General features: G+C 69.5%; 20 protein-coding genes. 13 read left to right on the top strand and 7 right to left on the bottom strand.

Annotated features, from left to right (window positions below):
* Positions 1–46 precede the first annotated feature (46 nt).
* On the bottom strand, positions 47–310 hold the full coding sequence (locus U9J66_RS14665; protein ID WP_014912612.1) for a GlsB/YeaQ/YmgE family stress response membrane protein: 264 nt from the start codon (positions 308–310) through the stop codon (positions 47–49).
* Between the two features lie 248 nt (positions 311–558).
* Here U9J66_RS14665 and U9J66_RS14660 point away from each other — a divergent pair, with 248 nt between their 5' ends.
* Positions 559–957, top strand: a complete 399-nt coding sequence (locus U9J66_RS14660) for a helix-turn-helix domain-containing protein (protein ID WP_042282298.1) — start codon at positions 559–561, stop codon at positions 955–957.
* A gap of 64 nt (positions 958–1,021) precedes the next feature.
* On the opposite strand, the gene U9J66_RS14655 is transcribed toward U9J66_RS14660, so the two are convergent.
* The 3 genes from U9J66_RS14655 to U9J66_RS14645 form a co-directional block, all read right to left on the bottom strand.
* Positions 1,022–1,633, bottom strand: coding sequence for an ATP-dependent Clp protease proteolytic subunit (locus U9J66_RS14655; RefSeq protein WP_017534572.1), 612 nt, complete (start codon positions 1,631–1,633; stop codon positions 1,022–1,024).
* Positions 1,630–2,277, bottom strand: coding sequence for a ClpP family protease (locus U9J66_RS14650; protein WP_026125006.1), 648 nt, complete (start codon positions 2,275–2,277; stop codon positions 1,630–1,632). The genes U9J66_RS14655 and U9J66_RS14650 overlap by 4 nt, the downstream gene beginning before the upstream one ends.
* Positions 2,278–2,553: 276 nt before the next feature.
* Positions 2,554–3,048 (bottom strand): MarR family winged helix-turn-helix transcriptional regulator, encoded by a 495-nt coding sequence (locus U9J66_RS14645; RefSeq protein ID WP_014911389.1) that lies wholly within the window; start codon positions 3,046–3,048, stop codon positions 2,554–2,556.
* Between the two features lie 248 nt (positions 3,049–3,296).
* Here U9J66_RS14645 and U9J66_RS14640 point away from each other — a divergent pair, with 248 nt between their 5' ends.
* The 6 genes from U9J66_RS14640 to mnhG are packed head-to-tail and all read left to right on the top strand — an operon-like array spanning position 3,297 to position 10,068.
* On the top strand, positions 3,297–6,251 hold the full coding sequence (locus U9J66_RS14640; RefSeq protein WP_326337991.1) for a Na+/H+ antiporter subunit A: 2,955 nt from the start codon (positions 3,297–3,299) through the stop codon (positions 6,249–6,251).
* A complete protein-coding gene (locus U9J66_RS14635) occupies positions 6,248–7,078 on the top strand; it encodes a Na(+)/H(+) antiporter subunit C (protein ID WP_161111140.1) in 831 nt (276 codons plus the stop codon). The genes U9J66_RS14640 and U9J66_RS14635 overlap by 4 nt, the downstream gene beginning before the upstream one ends.
* A 2-nt stretch (positions 7,079–7,080) precedes the next feature.
* Positions 7,081–8,739: a Na+/H+ antiporter subunit D gene (locus tag U9J66_RS14630; RefSeq protein WP_187294558.1), complete on the top strand. Its 1,659-nt coding sequence runs from the start codon at positions 7,081–7,083 to the stop codon at positions 8,737–8,739.
* Positions 8,736–9,347: a Na+/H+ antiporter subunit E gene (locus U9J66_RS14625; protein ID WP_326337930.1), complete on the top strand. Its 612-nt coding sequence runs from the start codon at positions 8,736–8,738 to the stop codon at positions 9,345–9,347. Before U9J66_RS14630 ends, U9J66_RS14625 begins: the two co-directional genes overlap by 4 nt.
* A complete protein-coding gene (locus U9J66_RS14620; RefSeq protein WP_014911308.1) occupies positions 9,344–9,661 on the top strand; it encodes a monovalent cation/H+ antiporter complex subunit F in 318 nt (105 codons plus the stop codon). The genes U9J66_RS14625 and U9J66_RS14620 overlap by 4 nt, the downstream gene beginning before the upstream one ends.
* On the top strand, positions 9,658–10,068 hold the full coding sequence (gene mnhG / locus U9J66_RS14615) for a monovalent cation/H(+) antiporter subunit G (RefSeq protein WP_042282322.1): 411 nt from the start codon (positions 9,658–9,660) through the stop codon (positions 10,066–10,068). Before U9J66_RS14620 ends, mnhG begins: the two co-directional genes overlap by 4 nt.
* 88 nt (positions 10,069–10,156) lie before the next feature.
* Here mnhG and U9J66_RS14610 read toward each other — a convergent pair whose 3' ends face one another.
* From U9J66_RS14610 to U9J66_RS14600, 3 genes are all read right to left on the bottom strand, one after another.
* Positions 10,157–10,534: a DUF779 domain-containing protein gene (locus tag U9J66_RS14610; RefSeq protein WP_026125005.1), complete on the bottom strand. Its 378-nt coding sequence runs from the start codon at positions 10,532–10,534 to the stop codon at positions 10,157–10,159.
* Positions 10,534–12,057 (bottom strand): acetaldehyde dehydrogenase ExaC, encoded by a 1,524-nt coding sequence (gene exaC / locus U9J66_RS14605; RefSeq protein ID WP_042282323.1) that lies wholly within the window; start codon positions 12,055–12,057, stop codon positions 10,534–10,536. Before exaC ends, U9J66_RS14610 begins: the two co-directional genes overlap by 1 nt.
* Before the next feature lie 112 nt (positions 12,058–12,169).
* Positions 12,170–13,474, bottom strand: a complete 1,305-nt coding sequence (locus tag U9J66_RS14600; RefSeq protein WP_042282325.1) for a GAF domain-containing protein — start codon at positions 13,472–13,474, stop codon at positions 12,170–12,172.
* Positions 13,475–13,942: 468 nt separating this feature from the next.
* Between U9J66_RS14600 and U9J66_RS14595 the strand changes: the two genes are divergently transcribed.
* From U9J66_RS14595 to U9J66_RS14570, 6 genes are all read left to right on the top strand, one after another.
* Positions 13,943–14,872 carry a hypothetical protein gene (locus U9J66_RS14595; RefSeq protein WP_238543895.1) on the top strand — a complete coding sequence of 310 codons (930 nt, stop codon included), beginning with the start codon at positions 13,943–13,945 and terminating at the stop codon, positions 14,870–14,872.
* Between the two features lie 93 nt (positions 14,873–14,965).
* Positions 14,966–15,622, top strand: coding sequence for a hypothetical protein (locus tag U9J66_RS14590; RefSeq protein ID WP_326337929.1), 657 nt, complete (start codon positions 14,966–14,968; stop codon positions 15,620–15,622).
* Positions 15,623–15,777: 155 nt separating this feature from the next.
* Complete coding sequence (locus U9J66_RS14585; protein ID WP_326337928.1) at positions 15,778–16,830, top strand: methyltransferase; 1,053 nt, start codon at positions 15,778–15,780, stop codon at positions 16,828–16,830.
* 141 nt (positions 16,831–16,971) lie between these two features.
* A complete protein-coding gene (locus tag U9J66_RS14580) occupies positions 16,972–18,150 on the top strand; it encodes a beta-1,3-glucanase family protein (RefSeq protein WP_326337927.1) in 1,179 nt (392 codons plus the stop codon).
* Between the two features lie 155 nt (positions 18,151–18,305).
* The gene (locus U9J66_RS14575; protein WP_326337926.1) at positions 18,306–19,448 is read left to right on the top strand and encodes a sensor histidine kinase; all 1,143 of its coding nucleotides are present in this window, start codon (positions 18,306–18,308) and stop codon (positions 19,446–19,448) included.
* A complete protein-coding gene (locus U9J66_RS14570) occupies positions 19,445–20,047 on the top strand; it encodes a response regulator (protein ID WP_042282333.1) in 603 nt (200 codons plus the stop codon). Before U9J66_RS14575 ends, U9J66_RS14570 begins: the two co-directional genes overlap by 4 nt.
* Positions 20,048–20,049 lie beyond the last annotated feature (2 nt).

Genomic DNA, 20,049 nt, shown 5'->3' with positions numbered 1-20,049 from the left:
GGCCTCGGATCGGGTCTTGGGCGCGACTGTGCGGTGGCGAGGTGGATCAGGCGGTACGTCCGGTGTTCTTGGAGTACATCCCGTCCACGAGGTAGACGATCCCCGCCGCCACCAGGACCTGGACGATCAACACGAACCAGAAGGCGTCCCAGATCATGGTGCCGATCCATCCGCCGATGAACGCGGCCACGATGCCCAGGACCAGGGTCAACCAGATCGGCAGATGCTGTTTACCCGGAATGACGAGTCGTCCCAGAGCGCCGATGATCAATCCGACGATGAGCGCGCTGATGATGCCGGTGATCTCCACGGGACCTCCCCCAGTAGACGCCCTCCCCTCGTTCCCCGTCACATGGGCCGGAACACCGGTTTCCTTCCCGACCTACGAACCTTTTGCCATGATTTGAGTGCCATGAGCACTCCGGCGTCTCCCGTCCGGATGTCCCGGCGTCACGGGGTTCTGCCGTGCGCAGAAGGGCGGACCGCCCCCTCCCTCGGGACGGGGCGTCGGGCGTAGGGTCGAAGGGACGGAACGATCCGACCGCCCTGGAGGCACCCATGAGCGAGAGCGTCCTGCGCTCCTTGGACGATGCCCGCAGGGGCGAGCGTCCCGCCGAGCCCGCGGAGGAACCGCTCATGCGCGACCTCGTCGGCGAGCTGCTGCGGCGCACCCGTCTGGAACGAGGGCTCACCCTCCGCGAGGTGGCCGAGGACTCCCAGGTGTCCCTGCCCTACCTCTCGGAGATCGAACGCGGACGCAAGGAGGCCTCCTCCGAGGTCCTCGCCGCGGTCTACCGTTCCCTGGGACTGAGCATCGCCGACGTGCTCGGAGAGCTCTATCGGCGTACCGCGCTCGCCCGTTTCGAGCGTGTGGGCGACCGGTCGACGGTCCTGACCCCGACCTCCGCCCCGTCGACCTCCGCCCACAGGACCGTGGTCCTGTCCCTGGCGGCCTGAGGCGCTCCCCTTCCGCATCGGGGTGGAGCGACCTCCGTCGCCCCACCCCGTCGACCGTCTCGGCTCAGCCGGCCGGAGCGACCTCGCCCCGACCGGAGATCACGTTGTCCACCAGCCCGTACTCCCGGGCCTGGTCGGCGGTGAAGATCTTGTCCCGGTCGGTGTCGGCCCGCAGGCGTTCCCGGGGCTGACCGGTGTGCCGCGCGAGGATCTCCTCCACCTGGGAACGGACCCGCAGGATCTCCGCCGCCTGGATCTCCAGGTCGGCGGCCTGCCCCCGCCCCTCCCCGGAGGGCTGGTGCAGGAGCACGCGGGAGTGCGCCAGGGCGGCCCTCTTGCCGGGAGCGCCCGAGGCGAGCAGCACCGCGGCGGCCGAGGCCGCCTGACCCATGCACACCGTGGCCACGTCGGCCCGGACGAAGCCCATGGTGTCGTAGATGGCGGTCAGCGCGGTGTTGGATCCCCCCGGAGAGTTGATGTAGAGCTGGATGTCCGTCTCGTGGCTCTCGTGGTCCAGGTGCAGCATCTGCGCCATGACCACGTTGGCGACGTCGTCGTCGATCGAGGTCCCGAGGAAGATGATCCGTTCGGACAACAGTCGACTGAACACGTCGAAGGAGCGCTCCCCGTTCGGGGTCCGCTCGATCACGGTCGGGATCGTGTAACGGCCGCTCATCGGGCGCCCCCTCCTCGGACGAAGCCGGGTGCGGTCCCGCCGAGACGCAGGCCGCCGCCCATCTGTTCGGCACTCTCGATCACGTGGTCGATGAAGCCGTAGTCCCGGGCCTCCTCGGCGGTGAACCAGGCGTCCCTGTGCTGGTCGGCCGCGATGGTCTCCTCGCTCTGCCCGCTGTGTCGGGCGATGAGCTCGATCATGGTGCGCTTGGTGTGCGCGAGGTTCTCCGCCTGGATCGCGATGTCCGCGGCGGTCCCGCCCAGCCCGCCCGAGGGCTGGTGCATCATGATCCGCGCGTGGGGCATGCTGTAGCGCTTGCCCGGTGCGCCCGTGCAGGCCAGGAACTGTCCCATGCTGGCCGCGAAGCCCATGACCAGTGTGGAGACGTCGTTGGGCACGAAGTTCATGGTGTCGTAAATGGCGAGTCCGGCGGAGACGACCCCGCCGGGGCTGTTGATCGCCAGGGTGATGTCCTTGTGCGGGTCCTCGTCCGCCAGGAGCAGGATCTGCGTACAGACCCTGTTGGCGCTCTCCTCGTCCACCTGGGTGCCCAGCAGGACGACGCGGCTGCGCAGCAGGCGCGCGGAGAGCTGGTCGTCGAAACTCCCGCTCGGTGGGGTCTCCGCGGCGTATGTGGTCGGCATCGGCACTCCTCGGTCCGGCTCTCTTCCCGGGGGCGGACCGTGTGTCCGTCCGGGCCGGTGCCTTCAGCCTGCGCCGGGATACGCCGCGGTCTCCACCTTTTCGGCCGGGGGCAGATCTGCCCAGGGCAGAGGGGCGGACGAGCCGAGGGACGATGCTCGAAGGGCGTCGGTGGGGAGCCGGGCCCGTGATCGTTCCGTGTGTTCCTCGACACCCTCGTTCCGTCCGAGGGAAGGGCGGGCCCGGGTTCTGGGGGCCCGTGTCGTCGAGGCGCTGGATCAGCTCTCGTCTATGGCGGACCTCAGGTCGCGCAGGACGTCGAGGACGATCGGCCGTAGTGCCGGCCTGATCGCGTCGAAGACCTGTCGCTGTTTGTGCTCCATGGATTTGCGGCGCTCGGCCAGGACGCGCTCACCCTCGCAGGTGAGGGCGACGACGGTGCTGCGTTCGTCACGTTCGGACCGGCGCCGGACCATCATCCCCTTGCGCTCCAACTGCTGGATCATCCGGGTCGCGGACGGCGACGATACGCCGACGATGTGAGCGACGGCACCGACACTCGGTCCGTCCATGCCGCGTACCGCCTCCATGAGCAGCGACTGTGTCAGTGTGATCTCCTCGGCACCGCGATGCCCATGTCCGCCCCGGGAGCGGGCGTGGAGCGCCGCGTTGATGAGTTCTGTCCACACACGCTGGAACTCCTCGAGTTCCACCTCGTTCGAATCGGTGGATACCCGCTGCTCAGAGCGGGTCTCAGGGGTCTCGTCGAGCACGAAACGGTCCTCGCAGGATGGGCTCTGCGCGCGGGTCCCCGACCCGCGCGGTGGTTTGACGCATGTGTAGTCTAGCTATTAAATAGCTTGCGCACGCAAGTTCAAGTAGATCCATGCCCTCTCAAAACGGTAGCGACACCCCCGTCCACTGATCCGGTTGTGGGCGGCTGTCTGCTGCGAGGGCAGTGGACGTCCGTCCGAACACCCGGGCGGGCCCGGACCGGTCCGGGAGGGGCGCATTGACAACAGTGCTGGTCGCGCATTTCATCACCGCTGCGGTCGCACCGTTACTGGTGCGTCTGTGGGGGCGTAACGGCTTCTATGCCCTGGCGGTGGTCCCTGGACTGTCCACCGTGTGGGCCCTCTTCCAACTCCCGACCATCCTCGCCGGAGGCACCCTCTCCGAGTCCGTGGCGTGGGCCCCGCAGTTCTCGCTGCGGCTGGGCCTGTACATGGACGCGCTCGGCCTGGTCATGACCCTCATCGCCGCCGGTGTGGGCACGTTGATCCTGGTCTACTGCGCGCGCTACTTCGGCGACTCCGAATCCGGGCTGCCGCGCTTCGCGGGCGTGTTCGTCGCCTTCGCCGGCGCCATGCTCGGGCTCGTACTGGCCGACGACCTCATCCAGCTCTTCATCTACTGGGAGCTGACCACGGTCTTCTCCTACCTCCTGGTCGGGCACAAGGCCGAGTCCCAGGAGAGCCGCCGGGCGGCGATGACGGCCCTGACCGTCACCACCTTCGGCGGTCTGGCGATGCTGGTGGGCATGATCATGCTCGGCGAGACCGCCGGGACCTACGTGATCTCCGAGATCGTCGCCGACCCGCCCGAGAGCGGAGCGGTGGTCACCTCGGCCCTCGTGCTGATCATGATCGGCGCGATGTCCAAGTCGGCCCTGTTCCCCTTCAGCCTCTGGCTTCCCGCCGCCATGCAGGCTCCCACGCCGGTCTCCGGCTACCTGCACGCCGCGGCGATGGTCAAGGCCGGTGTCTACCTGGTCGCCCGCCTCACGCCCGCCTTCGGGGACGTCCCCGTCTGGCAGGTCATGGCGGTGACCTTCGGTGTGGTCACCATGATCTTCGGCGGCTGGAAGGCGCTCCGCCAGTTCGACCTCAAGCTCGTCCTGGCCTACGGCACCATCAGCCAGCTCGGTTTCCTCATCGCCCTCCTCGGCACCGGAACCCGCGCCGCCGCCCTCGCCGGTCTCGCGATGGTCGTCGCGCACTCCCTCTTCAAGGCCCCGCTGTTCCTCGTGGTCGGCATCATCGACCACAGCACCGGAACCCGGGACCTGCGAGAACTCTCCGGTCTGCGCAAGTCCATGCCCGGCGCCTTCTGGGTCTCGGTCGTCGCCCTGGCCTCCATGGCCGGGCTGCCCCCCACCGCGGGCTTCGTCGCCAAGGAACTGGCCTTCGGCGCCTACACCCACGGTGGTCGGTTCGACGCCCTGATCCTGACCGGCATGGTCCTGGGCTCCATCTTCACCGTCGGCTACAGCCTTCGGTACCTGTGGGGCGCCTTCTTCGACAAGGAGGGCGTCTCCCCCACCCTGGTCCACGCCCCCGGAGCGCTCTTCCTCGCGCCCGCCGTGGTCCTGGCCGGGCTGAGCCTGCTCGGCGGCCTGTTCTCCAACCCGGCCGACCCGCTCTTCGCCACCTACGCGGACACCGTTCCGCAGGGTCCCGGCGAGGAGTACCCCACGTACCTGACGCTGTGGCACGGCTGGGAACTCCCGCTGCTGCTGTCGGCGATCTGCGTCGTGGGCGGTCTGGTGCTGTTCTACTTCCGCCACGGGGTGGCCTGGCTCGGCAATCGCACGGCCCTGTTCAACCCCGAACGCAACTACCGACGCATGATGGCCGGGCTGGAGACGTTGGCGCTCCAGGTCACCGGTAGCACCCAGCGTGGTTCGCTGCCGGTCTACCTCGGCACCATCCTGGTCGTCATGGTGGTCTCCGCGACCATCCCGGTGTTCACCGGACGCCTGTGGGAGCTTCCCGCCCCGCAGATCCGTCTGTGGGACACCCCGGTGCAGATCATCCCCGCCGCGATCATCATCGTGACGTCGCTGCTGATCCTGTTCGTCCGTCGCCGCCTCTACTCGGTCATCCTGGTGGGCATCGGCGGATACGGCGTGGCCTGCATCTACTACCTGTTCGGCGCCCCCGACATCGCGCTCACCCAGTTCCTGGTCGAGACCGTCAGCCTGGTCGTCTTCGTCCTGGTGCTCCGGCGCTTCCCGACCTACTTCTCCGCCCCCGCCCTGCGCGGGCGTCGGACCTGGAACATGGTCATCGGAGCGGCCAGCGGTGTGCTGGCGGCCGTGATGACGTGGTTCGCGCTGGTCGGACGACAGGCGCCGTCGATCTCCGAGCACTACCCCGAGGCGGCCGAGCGGGCCGGCGGCGAGAACATCATCGCCGTCCTGCTGGTCGACGTCCGTACCTGGGACACCATGGGCGAGATCTCGGTGCTGGCCGCGGCCGCGGCCGGTGTCGCCAGCCTGATGTTCGTGCGCCGCCGGGCCCAGCCCCGCAAGGCCCCCGGTGGTGTGATGGCGCTGTCGGTCACCAAGCCTCCGGCGCCCTCCACCGAGGGCCGGGTGGACCTGGGCGAACTCCGGTTCGCGCCCAAGGACATCCGCGTCAAGCCGGTCTGGAACCGCACCTGGCTTCCGGGGGCGGCCGCGCTGCCGACCGAGCGCCGATCGGTCATCTTCGAGGTGGTCTCGCGCTTCCTCTTCCCGGTGATCATGGTGCTCTCGGTGTACCTGCTCTTCACCGGCCACAGCGACGTCGGCGGCGGTTTCGCCGGCGGCATCGTGGCGGGTGTCGCCTTCATCGTCCGCTACCTCGCGGGCGGCAGGTTCGAGCTCTACAACACCGCGTGGGTCCAACCGGGCGCCCTCATCGGCGCCGGTCTGGCCCTGGCCACGGGCACGGCGATCGGAAGCGCGATCTTCCTCGGCGACGTCCTCGCCGGTGCCCACGGATACGTCGACTTCTGGATCTTCGGCAAGGCCCACCTGACGGTCTCGATGATCTTCGACATCGGTGTGTACCTGCTGGTGATCGGCCTGATCCTGGACATTCTGCGCAGTCTGGGCGCCCGTATCGACGAACAGATCGAACGGGACGCCGCCCTCGCCGAGGAGACCGAGGGTCCCGAGGCCCGCGCGCGAGCCGAGGAGGTCACCTCGTGAACGAGTCCCCCAGCCTGACCCTCGTCGTCGTCATCGGGGTCCTCGTCGCGGTCGGCGTCGTCCTCCTGTTGGAGCGCAGCCTCACCCGTGTGCTGTTGGGCTTCATCGTGATGAGCAACGGCGTCAACCTGATGATCCTCGCCATGTCCGGTACCCCGGGCAAGCCGCCGATCCTGTGGTTCAGCGACGGCGAGGAGATGAGCGATCCACTGCCACAGGCGATGATCCTGACGGCGATCGTCATCACCCTGGGCCTCACGGCCTTCCTGCTGGCGCTCGCGTACCGGAGCTGGCAGTTGGAGGGCAACGACGAGGTCCAGGACGACGCCGAGGACCTCAGGATCGTCCAGGGCGAAGGGCGTCGCGCCGTTCGCCAGCGCTTCCTCAAGGAGCGACGCAAGCTGCGGGCGGACATCCGTCGTCAGCGCGCCGAACTCCAGGCCACCATCGCCGCGGCCGACGCCCAAGAGCTGGCCGAACAGGCTCGCATCAAGGCCGAGATCGCGGCGGCCCAGGCCGAACTCGCCAGGTTCGAGGTCGAGGCCGAGGACGGCGAGGCCGACGAACGGTCGCAGGAGACCGTGCGTCGTCTCACCTACCGCCAACAGAGCATGGTCAACCAGGTGACGGAGCTGCGCGGCCGGATTCGTCTGGGCCGCAAGCGGCTTCGCGAACACCGACGCGCCGACCGTGCCGCCGAGCGCGAACTGTGGCGCGAGCTGCGCCGCCGGATCCGCTCTCAGCGGCGGCAGGCACGGCAGACCATGCGGGCAGAGCGCGAACGCCTGGCCCGCGCTGAGGACAGCGACCTGCAAGGGAACGACTGACCATGGGATGGGACTACTTCGCCGGAATCATGCACTACCTCATCCCGCTGCCGGTGGTGCTGCCGCTCTTCGCGGCCGGGGTGAAACTCGCGCTGGGCATCCGCTGGCCCCGGGTCCAGCAGTGGCTGAGCGTCATCTCCCTGGCCCTGGTGCTGTTGATCGGTGCCGCCCTGATGGTGGGCGCCCACATGTTCGGTCCGCAGGTCGTGGCGGTCGGCGGCTGGGAGGCCCCGGTCGGCATCACCCTGGTGGCCGACCGGTTGTCCGCGCTGATGGTGACGGTCTCGGCCGCGGTCACCCTGGCCGTGCTGGTCTACTCGATCGGTCAGGGCATGGCGGGCAAGGCCGAGGTCGCGCCGCTCTCGGTGTACCAGCCGACCTACCTGATCCTGGTGGCCGGTGTCTCCAACGCCTTCCTCGCCGGTGACCTGTTCAACCTGTACGTCGGGTTCGAGATCCTGCTGACCGCGAGCTACGTGCTGCTGACCCTGGGCGGGACGCAGTCGCGGATGCGGGCGGGCGCCATCTACGTGGTGGTCTCGCTGCTGTCCTCGGTCCTGTTCCTGATGGCGATCGCGCTGATCTTCGGCGCGACCGGCACGGTGAACATGGCCCAGCTCGGCGAGCGGCTTCCGGAGATCCACACGGAGCTGCGGCTGGTCCTCGAGGTGATGCTCGTACTCGCCTTCGGCATCAAGGCGGCGGTGTTCCCGCTGGCCGCCTGGCTGCCGGACTCCTACCCGACGGCGCCGGCACCGGTGACGGCGGTGTTCGCCGGCCTGCTCACCAAGGTGGGCGTGTACGCGATCATCCGCGCCGAGACCCTCATGTTCCCCGGGACCCAGCTCAACACCATGCTGATGTGGGTCGCGCTGGCCACGATGATCATGGGCATCCTGGGCGCGGTGGCGCAGACCGACATCAAGCGTCTGCTGTCGTTCACCCTGATCAGCCACATCGGCTACATGGTGTTCGGCGTGGCCCTGGGGACGGAGCTCGGCCTGGCGGGCGCGGTGTTCTACATCGCCCACCACATCACCGTGCAGACCACGCTCTTCCTCATCACGGGACTGATCGAACGCAGGGGCGGATCCACGTCACTGGACCATCTGGGCGGTCTGGCCAAGATCGCGCCGCTGCTGGCCATCCTGTTCTTCATCCCGGCGATGAACCTGGGCGGCATCCCACCGTTGTCGGGCTTCCTCGGCAAGATCGGTCTGCTCCAGGCCGGTGTGGACGTGGGCACCCCGCTGGCCTACACCCTGGTCGGCGCCTCGGTGCTCACCAGCCTGCTGACCCTGTACGTCATCGCCCGGGTGTGGAACTACGCCTTCTGGCGGACCCCCTCCGAGGGCACGGTGGCCGAGCCGGGCACCGTCCTGGAGGACAGTGAGGACGACGACACCTCGACCGCGGCCCTGGGCCCGGGCGAGGCCGTCGGCCCGTCCTCCCGTCTGGGCGCCACCTCGACGGTGGACACCCCGGTGGTGACCTCCGTCGTCCTGCCCAAGAGCATGGTCGGCGCCACGGTGGCCCTGGTCGCCTTCGGTCTGGCCATGACGGTCTTCGCGGGGCCGCTCATCGCCTACTCCTCGGACTCCGCGGTCGAACTGTTGCAGCGCACGCCCTACATCGAGGCGGTTCTCGGAGGTTCCCAGTGAACGACCTGAAGACCCGGAAGAAGGCGGGGGTGAACGCTCTACGTCGACGTCTGGGCAAAGTACAGATCCCGGTCGCGCTCGGGATGACGCTGGTGTGGATGATGCTCTTCAAGGGCTTCCAGCTGCGTCCCGAGGCACTCGGTACAGCGGCCGTGGGGTTCCTGGTGTCCGTGGGCATCATGATGCTCTTCCCGCTGCCGCCCATCTCTCCCGGTTTCCGTTTCTGGCCCCTCCAGTGCGTCCGCCTGTTCTTCTACGTCCTCGGCAAGATGGTGGTCTCCAGCTTCCAGGTCACGGTCCAGGTGTTCCGCCCCGGCCCTCCGGTCAAGAGCTCCGTCGTGGCGGTGCGGCTGCGCACCGACGCCGACCTGATGCTGGTGTGCACCGCGATCACGGTGACGGTGATCCCCGGCAGTGTGATCATCGAGGTCGCCCAGCCGGAGAAGATCCTCTACGTCCACGTCCTGGGCGCCGAGGACGAGGAAGAGGCGGAGAAGGCCAAGGAGAGCATCCACATGCTGGAGGAGCGCATCGTCCGGGCCCTGGGCACACGCGAGAACATCGCCGATCTGGAGGCCGCCCTGGCCGCCGGGAAGGGGAGCGCATGAACATCCTCTGGACCATCGTGGCGGTCCTCCTCGGTGCCGCCGCCCTGCTGGGCACGGCCCGTCTGCTGATCGGCCCCAGCATCCTGGACCGGGCCCTGTCCGTCGACGTGCTGCTGGCCTCGGCCCTGACGGGGCTGGGCGCCTACGCGGCCTTCAACCGTGACCCCACGGTGCTGCCCACCCTGCTCGTCCTGTCGATCCTGGGTTTCGTCGGTTCCATCAGCGTCTCCAAGTTCGTCGCCCGACGTCCCGAGGAGCACGCCGACAACCCCGTGGAACCCACTGAGGACTCCGGAGAGAGGAGGACGTCGTGAGCGATCAGCTCGTCACCGTCCTGGACTGGGCCGCGATCCTGTGTCTGCTGGCCGGTTCCCTGCTCTCCTTCGTCGCCGCGGTCGGCCTGATGCGCTTCCCCGACCTCTTGTCGCGCATGCACACCGCGGCCAAGCCGCAGATCCTGGGCATGCTGCTGGTGTTGGTGGGGATCGGGCTGCGGATGCTGCCCGTGGAGGAGACCGGCGTGTTCGACTTCGGCACGCTGATCCTGGTGGGCCTGTTCCAGGTGGTCACCGTCCCCGTCGCCGGTCACATCGCCGCGCGGGTGGGCTACCGCACCGGCCGGATCCGGCGTGATCTCGTGGTCACCGACGAACTGGCCGAACGTCTGGACTCCAAGCGCCGGGCGAACGAGGGCTCCGAGGCGGGCCCCGCCCAGGGCTGAGCCCCGAAGCCACGGAGGACACGGGCGGGCCCGTCGGGAGTACTCCCGACGGGCCCGCCCTTTCCCCTCTGGCATGGGACCTCGTCCATCACCCCCCGTCGTCCATCAACCGGGACCTGACCAGGAACCGTCTCCCGGTCGGAGACTCCAGCGAGAACCCCGAACCGCGCCCGGGGACCACGTCTATGGTCAGGTGGGTATGACGCCACAGCTCGAACTGGGAACGCGACATCCACACCGGCACCGGCTCGGGCAGACCGACCTCCAGGTGCCCGAGGAGCACGTCGGCGGAGCCGACGCGGAACTCCCCCGCCGGATAGCACATCGGCGCGCTGCCGTCGCAACAGCCACCGGACTGGTGGAACATCAGCGGACCGTGCTCGGCGTGGAGCTCCCGGATCAGGTCCGCGGCCTCGTCGGTGACCGCCACTCGCTCCACCGCCCCGTCCCCTTCCGGGGGCCGCATCAGAACAGCCCCATCGCCTGGTCCGAGTAGCTGACCAGAAGGTTCTTGGTCTGCTGGTAGTGGTCGAGCATCATCTTGTGGTTCTCCCGGCCGATCCCCGACTGCTTATAACCGCCGAAGGCCGCGTGCGCGGGGTAGGCGTGGTAGTTGTTCACCCACACCCGACCGGCCTGGATGTCGCGTCCGGCCCGGTAGGCGGTGTTGCCGTCCCGGGACCACACCCCCGCGCCGAGCCCGTACAGGGTGTCGTTGGCGATACCGATGGCGTCCGCGTAGTCGGCGAAACGGGACACCGACACCACCGGGCCGAAGATCTCCTCCTGGAAGATCCGCATCGTGTTCCGACCCTCGAAGACGGTCGGTGTGACGTAGTAGCCGCCGGCCAGGTCGCCCTCCATCTCGGCCCGCTCCCCGCCGGAGAGCACCTTCGCCCCCTCCTTGCGGCCGATGTCGATGTAGGACAGCACCTTCTCCAGCTGGTCGTTGCTCGCCTGCGCGCCGATCATGGTCTCGGTGTCCAACGGGTCCCCCTGCCGGATCCGACCGACCCGGGCCAGGGCGTCGGCCATGAAGCCGTCGTAGAGGGAGTCCTGGATCAACGCGCGCGAGGGACAGGTGCACACCTCGCCCTGGTTGAGGGCGAAGAGGGTGAAGCCCTCCAACGCCTTGTCGTAGAACGCGTCGCGTTCGGCCGCCACGTCGGCGAAGAAGAGGTTGGGGCTCTTGCCGCCCAACTCCAGGGTGACCGGGATGAGGTTCTCGGAGGCGTACTGCATGATCAGCCGCCCCGTGGTCGTCTCACCGGTGAAGGCGACCTTGCGCACGCGCGGGTTGGCCGCCAGCGGCTTGCCGGCCTCGACCCCGAACCCGTTGACGACGTTGACCACGCCGGGCGGCAGCAGGTCGGCGATGAGGTCGATCAGCACCATGATCGAGGTGGGCGTCTGCTCGGCGGGCTTGAGGACCACGGCGTTGCCCGCCGCCAGCGCGGGGGCGAGTTTCCAGACCGCCATGAGGATCGGGAAGTTCCACGGGATGATCTGGGCGACCACGCCCAAGGGCTCCTGGAAGTGGTACGCGACGGTGTCCCCGTCGATCTGGGAGGTGTGACCCTCCTGGGCCCGGATCGCGCCGGCGAAGTAGCGGAAATGGTCGATGGCCAGCGGGATGTCGGCGGCCAGCGCCTCGCGGACCGGCTTGCCGTTCTCCCAGGACTCGGCGACCGCGAGCCGCTCCAGGTTCTCCTCCATCCGATCGGCGATCCGGTTGAGGATCAGCGCCCGCTCCGCCGGCGAGGTGCGTCCCCAGGCCGGAGCGGCCGCGTGGGCGGCGTCGAGGGCGAGTTCGACGTCCTCGGCCCCGCTGCGGGCGGCCTCGGTGAAGACCCGTCCGGTGACGGGGGTGGGGTTCTCGAAGTAGCGTCCCCCCACCGGCGCGACCCACGCGCCGCCGATCCAGTTCTCGTAGCGCGACGCGTACTCGACGACGCTTCCGGGCGTGCCGGGCGGAGCGTAGATCGTCATGCGGTTGCCTCCTTCGATCCGGGCGCCGATGCTCGCGCACCGGCTCCGCGTGCCCACGGAACAAGAGGTCGTGACGCTAGTCACCCGGAGGTTGCGACCACGTTGCGCGCTCTCAGAGGCCGAGCCTGCGCAGCCGCCCCCGCAGGACCGCGTGACGTGGCGCGTCGGGTTCGACCGCACCGAGCGCCGCCTCGATCGCCCGGGGATCGTCCCGCCACTCGGGTCGCTCCACCCACTCCGCCAAGGCCCGGGGGTCGGCCCGCGCCGTGAGGACCTCGCACATCTCGGCGCGGAGCTCCTCACGCGCCTCGATCACCCCGGGCGCCTCGGAGCCGGGCAGGACGTGCCCCTCGTAGAGCTCGACGGCGCCCCGATCGTCGCCGTCGAGGAGGCACCGCCGTACCCGGTCGACGTCGGTGTCCAAGGGGTGGAGCAGGCGATAGGGCCGGGAGGCCAGCAGACCGGGTCCCAGCAGGCGACGGAGACGGGACATCTCCGCCCGGACCGTCACCGGGGCGACGCCCCGCTCGTGCAGCAGGGCGCCCAGAGCCTCACCGGTCAGCCCGCGCGGATGCCGGGTCAGCAGCAGGAGGATCTCCGAGTGACGCGCGCCGAGCTCGATCGGTCGCCCCTCCGTTTCGAGTCGCCCCCGGTCCCGACCGAGAACGCACAACCGGGTCGGGGGCGGGGCTGCGTTCGCTCCCGCGGGCCCCGCCTCGTCCCCGTACGGGGAGAGCCCGCTCCGGGCCGGCGAGGTCGAGCGTCGGACGCGGATCTCCATCTCGGCGGCGGTCGCCGCCGCCCGGACCAGGGCCAACGCCTGCGGAGAGGCCAGATGATCGTCGCCGGTCAGGTCCAGGACCCCCAGAAGCTCCCCCGTGTCAGGATCGCGCAGAGGCGCCGCCGAACAGCTCCAATGCTGAACGCCCCGGCTGAAGTGCTCACTGGCGAAGACCCTCACCTCGTGGCCGAGGGCGAGGGCGACCCCCGGGGCGTTGGTCCCGGCCGAGCGCTCGTGCCAGTTGGCGCCCTCCACGAAGTGCAGTTCCTCGCCTTTGGAGCGCAGGCCGTGGTCGCCCTCCACCCACAGCAGACGTCCCGACGCGTCCCCCACCGCGAGGAGCTGCGGCCCCGGAGCGTTCTCCAGGAGAAGACGCCTCAGCAGCGGCAGGGTCACGGCCAGAGGGTGGCGCTCACGATGACGGAGCAGGTGGGAGCCGGTGAGTTCGAGCGGCGGGAGGGTCCGGTCGGGGTCCACCCCGTGCAGGACGCTGCGCCGCCAGGACTCGCCCACCATGGGGCGCACGGCGTCTCCGAGGCGTCCGGAGCCGGTGAAGCGCTCGTGCGCGACGGCCACGTCCCGGCGCACGGTGTCGGGATCGGTCCCCCAGGACCACGCCTTCCATGAGCCCGCCATCGGCGTCCCTCCGTCACGGTCTCCCAAGACCCGATTGAAACCGCGCGGAGGGCATCTGACAAGGGGGTTCGGCCGGTTCTACCGGCGAGTCGCCCCGTTCTCTCCCCCTCTGTCCGAACCGCGTCTCATGGACGCGAAGGCCCGCGCCGGAGCGGCCGCGCGAAGCGTCGGGCTTCACCCGATTCACGCCCTGTCAGCGGATTCTGCGACACTGCGCACATGGCACATCCCCCTCCGCGACCACCCATGCCCCGAGGTCCCTCCCGGCGGGTGCCCGGACCCGAAGGATCCGGTACGTGGGCGCCTCCCCGTGCGCGGAGAGGCCTCGTCCCACTGCTTCCGCTCACGGCCGTCGTGGTCGGGGTCGTCACCGCGCCGCGGCGCAGGGCACCTCACGCGTAACGGCCCCCGAAACCCCGAACGACACGGAACGGCACCCCGATGAACCACCCCCCTGAGTACCCGGCCATGTCCGAGACGCCCCCCGCTCCGCACGCCCCGCCCCCGGAACCGGATCCGAAGACCGTCCGACCGAGCCGGCGCTGGTACTGGATCGGCGGCTCCCTCCTGCCCGCGGCCCTCCTCTTCACCGTCGTGGTGCTGACCCTCACCGAGTGGTACGACGTGCCGTTCTGGGTCGGTCTCATCTGCATCGTGCTCCTGGTCCTGTCGGTCCCCGCGAGCCTCGGCGTCGTCATCACGACGTACGCGGTCCGCGCCAACAGGATCTCGAGGGCACGGGCCGAGCGCGCACGCGTGATCAACGCGCCCCACGGGTACCCCTCCCCGATGGCTCCGCCCGTCGGCCCGCCCGTCCCCCGTACCCCGGCCATCCCCTCCGCCGACGTCCGGCCTCGGCGCCGTTGGTTCCTGTTGGCCCCGTTCTTCCCCCCGGTCCTCGTCGGTGTGGCGCTGCTCCTGCTCTCCCTGTTCGGGATGAACGCCTTCACCTCCACCGAGACGCCCGGCCCCCGGTCCGACGAGGTCGAGGGGTACGGCTCGACCACGTTCGTCGTCGACTCCGAGGACCTGGACTCACTGGGCCTCTACGTCTCCCCGCGCGACGCGGAGGAGGTCACCTGCTCGTTCGAGGAGTCCTACACCCTGATCCGCTTCGCCGAGCGGCCCGTCGGCCACAGCTGGGACGACCGACGGCTGATGTACTCGTTGGAGGTCTCCTCCCCCGGCGAGTACACGATGACCTGCCAGGGCCCCTCGGAGGCCTCGTACGTCGTCGCCGAGACGCGCACCGCCCACGAGGACGATCGCCGCGGCGCGACGACCTTCCTCGCCCTCATGGCCGGAGCCGGCCTGGGCGTGCTGGCGATGATCGCGACCGTCATCACCATCGGGGTCCGTCGAGGCACCTACAGGGAGCGGATGGCCCGCGGGGCCTGAGCCCCGCCCGGCCCGGTGGAGACGCCCACGCGCAACGAAACCGGGCCGGCGGGCATCCCAAGGGGTATCGGTCGTCCAGCGAGGAGGAGCCCCGTGAGCGTTCCGTACCCCCCTGCGCAGGGGCCCTACGGCCCCGCGCCGATCCACATCGATCCGAAGGAACTACGTCCCGGACGCGTCTGGTACATCGTGGGCGCCCTGGTCCTGGTCTGCGCTTTCGTCACCGCCCTCGTCGGCTTCGTGTTCTCGATGTTCTCCACCGTGGCCCTGCCCGACTTCGAGGCCCGGGTGAACGCGGGCGAGGAGGTCGTCTTCACCGTCGACGAGACCGACTTCCAGCTCGGCCTCTACGCCTCTCCCACCGGCGACCAGGGCATGTGCTCGCTCGTCCTGCCCGACGGCACCGAGGAGAGGTTCGGATGGCCGGGCTACAGCCACTACGTGGAGGTCGGCGGCGAACGCTGGGAGCTGGTGGGATCTCGAGGGATCGGTGAGGCCGGAGAGTACACCCTGACCTGCGAAGCGGAGCCCGGTGTCGACACGTTCGCGGTGGCCGACATCGGTGACGGCGGGGCCGGGTTCGCTCGAGGCCTGCTGTCCTCGTTCCTATGGGCGCTCGGCGCGCCGCTTCTGGGGATGGCGATCGGACTCCCGATCCTGATCGTCACGGGCACCCGCCGCAGCCGGCACAAGCGTCGTCTGATGACCGAACGCCGCCAGTGGCCCCACGGCGGTCCCCACCCCGCCTGAACCCGGTTCTTCTTCCGATCGGCCCCCGGAGCCGTGCGGATCGACGCTCCGGGGGCCACGTCCGCGATAGGCCGGGGCCCCTTGTACTCGGAGGGCGGATTCCTGGGTAGGGCGTCATCGGAAACGACCGTGGACGAACCCGCACAGGGGGCCCGATGGACGGAACGAACGCGCGCGCCCGGACCGGTGAGGTCGACCCGAGAGAGGCGGCCGACCGTCTCTGGGCACTGGCCAGCCCGGTCACGCCGATGGCGATCCGCGCGATCGCGACGCTGCGGGTCGCCGACCATCTGAAGGACGGGCCGCGTACCGCCGCCGAACTCGGCGCCTCGGTGGGGGTCGACCCCGAGGGGCTGGCCCGGGTGCTGGGGTACCTGGTCCGTGAGGGCCTGTTCACGCGGGACGGCGACCGGTTCTCCCTCACCGAGGTGGGCGCGGCGCTCCGGTCCGACCACCCGCACTCCCGGCTCGGTTGGTTCACCGCCGACGGCGCGCACGGGCGGGCCGACCTGTGCCTGGCCGACCTGGCCGAGGCCCTGCGCAGCGGAGAGAGCGCCTACTCGCTGCGGTTCGACGGTTCGACGTTCTGGGCCGATCTGTCCGACGACCCCGCGCTGTCCCGTTCCTTCGACGAGCTGATGGCCTCCCGGATGGCCGACCTGGCCCGGACCCTGGTCGGACTGTACGACTGGGACGCCTTGGAGCACCTGGTGGACGTGGGCGGTGGCGACGGCACTCTGATGCGGGCGCTGTTGCGGCGCGCGCCGCGGTTGCGCGGGACCGTGGTGGATCTGGCCAGCCCGGTGGCTCTGGCGGGCGAGGCCTTTCGGGCCGCGGGCGTGGCCGACCGGGCCGACGCCGTCGAGGGCGACTTCTTCGAACCGCTGCCCGTCCACGGAGACGCCTACCTGTTGTGCTGGGTGCTGCACGACTGGGACGACGACGCGGCCGTCGAGATCCTGCGACGCTGCGCGGAGGCGGCCGGGGTCGGAGGTCGGGTACTGGTCGCCGAGTACGGCGACGAGGGCCGGAAGGGCCGTGGGAACCGGGTGAGCGAGCTGGACCTGCGCATGCTGGCCTATTTCAACGGGCGGGAGAGGGACACGCGCGCCCTGTCCGATCTGGCCTCGAAGGCGGGGCTCCGCCTCGTGTGGAGCGAAGAGGAGAACGGGGCCGCGCTGCTGGAGTTCACCCCGAAGGGAGAGTGATCCACGCCACACTTACACCTGTCACCACGAGTGACTCCACCGCCACACGAATCATCCCCCTTACCCCCATTGACGTGCGCTCGTGTTCCTGGCTCCATGGGGCCCACCTCTTCGAACCCGCTACTAGAGGAGAGAACGAACATGATCGACCGCAGGCTCTTCCTGGGTGGAGCGTCGCTCGCCGCCGCCACCCCCCTGCTGGGCGCCATCGCCGCCCCGGAGGGTTCCCGCCTCCTCCGACCCGCCTCCGCCACGACCAATCTGGGAGCGCTCCCGGTCAGCGTGACCAACGACAGCGGCCGCTACGGAGACGACGAGGTGCTGGTGTACATCGTCGGTACCGACCTGACCACGGGCCGGCACTGCCGGGTCGACGCGGACGGGGCCCCGCACCCCGTGAGCCTCGACGACAACACCGACGACGGATACACGGACTACTCCATCCCCTTGGGCGCGCTGCCCGACGACATGACGCTCCCCTACATGTCCGGGCGGATCTACCTGGCGCTGGGCGGAAAGCTCGGGATCCGGATCGTCGAGGACGGTGACGGGAACCCCGCCCTGCAACTGCCCGCCGGTTGGGTGGAGGACGACGACGCCTTCGACGTCCTGCACGACACGGTGGAGTTCACGCACAACGAGGACGGGATGTTCTGCAACACCTCGATGGTGGACCAGTTCAGTGTCCCGATCGGTATCCGGCTGACCGGCGACGCCGACCAGAGCACCGGCTTCCTCGTGCCCGGCGGACGGGACGCGATCTTCGAGACCCTCTCCGCCGACCCCGTCTTCTCCCCGCTGGTCTTCGACGACCACCGTGTCATCGCCCCCGGTCACGGGCTCGACGTCGGACTCTTCCCGAACGACTACTTCGACCCCTACGTGGACCGCGTGTGGTCGCGCTACACGGACACCGACCTGAGGGTCACCACCAACGCGGGCACCTTCACCGGACGGGTCCAGGGCGACGAGCTGCTGTTCGACGGAGGCGTGGCCCCCATCCCCAGGCCGACCACGCGGGACGTGTTCTTCTGCGACGGGGCCCTGGCCGCCCCCAACGACGGGATCACCGGACCGGTCGCCGCCATCGTGGGCGCCGCGCTCAACCGTTCCACCCTGGCGGACATCGCCGAGCAGCCCACCGACGACCCGGCCGGGTTCTACCTGGACGAGATCGCCAACCACTACGCCGCCGTCTTCCACGAGCACACCGAGGACGGTAAGGCCTACGGGTTCGCCTTCGACGACGTGGCCGACTTCGCCTCCTACGTGCAGGACCACGCCCCCGCCGGCCTGGAGATCACCCTGACCCCGTTCTGATCGGATACCGCCCCGTCGTCCGCCCACGAGCGGGCGACGGGGTTCCGGTGTGACGTGGAGAGGCCCGGAACGATGACGCCACGTCACTGGTCGGCGCCCATCGGCGAGAGAATACTGAGGGTCGATCCCCGCAGTTCGACCGAGAAGAGCCGCACGTGACCACCGAGCCGGTCGAGACGACGCGGAGCCGTCTGCACGACCTGAACCTCCACATCGTCTCCGCCTCCCTCTCCTCGATGGGCGCCCTGCTGGCGGCCGTCGACGCCAAGACCTGGTGGCAGGCCCTTCTCCTGGCGATCGGGCTGACCGCGGCGCTGACGGCGGTCTCACGACGGACCGCGGGACGTCTCTCCGTCCTCCTGCCCTGCCTGATCGTCACCACGGCCCTCTGGTTCCTCGGGACGACGGTGGCGGACTCCCCGACGGCGGCCTACGGTTTCGCGATCGTGAGCGCGGTCGTCGCCTACCGGCTGCCGGCCCACCGGAGGGCGGTGACCCTGGGCGCGTTCCTCGTCCTCCTCCTGGGGATCGCGGTCCGACCGCTGTTCTCCGACGAGAGCCTCGTCGACCAGATGCTCGGTTATGTCGCCGTCCCCCTGAGCGTGGCCCTGACCGGGGTCATCATGGTCCACCTCAACCAGGTGATCTCCGAGCTCGTCACGGAACTGGACCGGGCCCGCGAGCATGAGGCGGAGCTGGCCGTGGCCCGGGAGAGGGTGCGGTTCGCCGGCGACCTGCACGACATTCAGGGCCACACACTGCACGTGGTGAAGTTGAAGACCACGCTGGCCCGCAGGCTGGTGCACGTCGACGCCGAGCGGGCGGAACGGGAGCTGGAGGAGATCCACTCCCTGGTCGGCGACACCATCCTCCGTACCAGGGAGCTGGCCTACGCCCAACGTCGGCTCAACCTGTCCGTGGAGCTGGAGAACGCCAAGAACCTCTTCGAGGCGGCCGGGATCCGGGTGGAGGTCGACCGTGAGGGCGAGGTGGACGTACGGGCGGGCGAATCGCTCGGTCAGGTCCTCAGGGAGACCACCACCAACATCCTCCGCCACTCCGAGGCCGAGCGGGTATGGATCTCACTGTCGGAGTCGGGGATCCGTGTGGTCAACGACGGTGCCGGTCCGGGCCCCACTCCTGAGCTCGGCGGGCTCGCCGTCCTCAGGGAAAGGCTCATCGACCAAGGGGGCGAACTGACCGTGGAGCGGGAGAACGGGCGGTTCACGACCGCGGCCTCCCTCCCCCGGTCGCTCTCCGACGACATCTCCACGACGACCGAGAAGGACCGTTCATGACCACCGTCGTACTCGTCGACGACGAGGCCCTGCTGCGTAAGGCGTTGGCCGCGCTGCTCCCTCTCGAAGGGGAGATCACCGTTCTCGCCGAGGCCGAGGACGGCGCGCGGGCCGTGGAGGCCACGCTCTCCCACCGGCCCGACGTGCTCGTCATCGACCTGGAGATGCCCGGGATCGATGGGCTGGGGGCGGTCGAGAGAATCCGTCGGGAGCTTCCGGACCAGGTGGTCCTCATGCTGACCCGGCATGCCAGGCCCGGTGTGCTCCGCAAGGCGTTGCGGCTGGGTGTCCGGGGGTTCGTCGGCAAATCCGCTGAACCGTCGCATATCGCCACCGTGATCGCGACCCTGCACGAAGGTCGCCGATGGATCGACCCGGAGGTGTCCGCGCTCGCCGTCATCGACGACTGCCCGTTGACCGAGCGCGAGATCGACGTGCTGCGGGAGACGGGCGAGGGGTACTCGGTGGCCGAGATCGCCGCCCGTCTCCATCTGGCCGAGGGCACGGTGCGCAACTACCTGTCGAACGCGATGAGCAAGACCCGGACGCGGACCCGGCACAAGGCGGCCCGGTACGCGCGCGAACACGACTGGCTCTGACC

It is taken from the genome of Nocardiopsis sp. LDBS1602 (assembly GCF_035818715.1).
Classification (GTDB): domain Bacteria; phylum Actinomycetota; class Actinomycetes; order Streptosporangiales; family Streptosporangiaceae; genus Nocardiopsis; species Nocardiopsis alba.
Note: the sequence above shows the minus strand (reverse complement) of the source record. Positions and strands in the feature narration are given on the sequence as shown.